The sequence below is a fragment of the Paraburkholderia podalyriae genome, assembly GCF_014397785.1.
Lineage (GTDB): Bacteria > Pseudomonadota > Gammaproteobacteria > Burkholderiales > Burkholderiaceae > Paraburkholderia > Paraburkholderia podalyriae.
Window position 1 is genome coordinate 1 of the sequence record NZ_VZQQ01000299.1, and the last position, 426, is coordinate 426.

Annotated in this window: 1 pseudogene; it reads left to right on the top strand. The window is 54.0% G+C overall.

What is annotated here, in order from left to right:
* Window positions 1-134: 134 nt before the first annotated feature.
* Window positions 135-426, top strand: a pseudogene (locus F6X42_RS43130) (aminotransferase); the annotation flags it as partial.

Genomic DNA, 426 nt, shown 5'->3' on the forward strand with positions numbered 1-426 from the left:
TCGAACCCTGCTGCTTCATGCTTGCAATCGTCATGCGTTCTTCAGGCTGCAGTTGTTGGTAACTTCTTTTTTGCATTGGCACACCTTACACGAGCAAGGTGTTGCACTTCAAATTTGATCGCGCCTAGGATGAAGTGCCCGCCGTGAAACCGATTCTCAAATCCAACAAGTTATTGAATGTCTGTTACGACATTCGCGGGCCTGTCCTCGAACATGCGAAGCGGCTCGAAGAAGAGGGTCACCGCATCATCAAGCTGAACATCGGCAATCTGGCGCCGTTCGGCTTCGAGGCGCCGGATGAGATCATTCAGGACATGATCCTGAATCTGCCCAGTTCGTCGGGCTACTCGGATTCGAAGGGCGTGTTCGCCGCGCGCAAGTCGATCATGCACTACACGCAGCAAAAGGGCGCGCACGGCGTCGAAC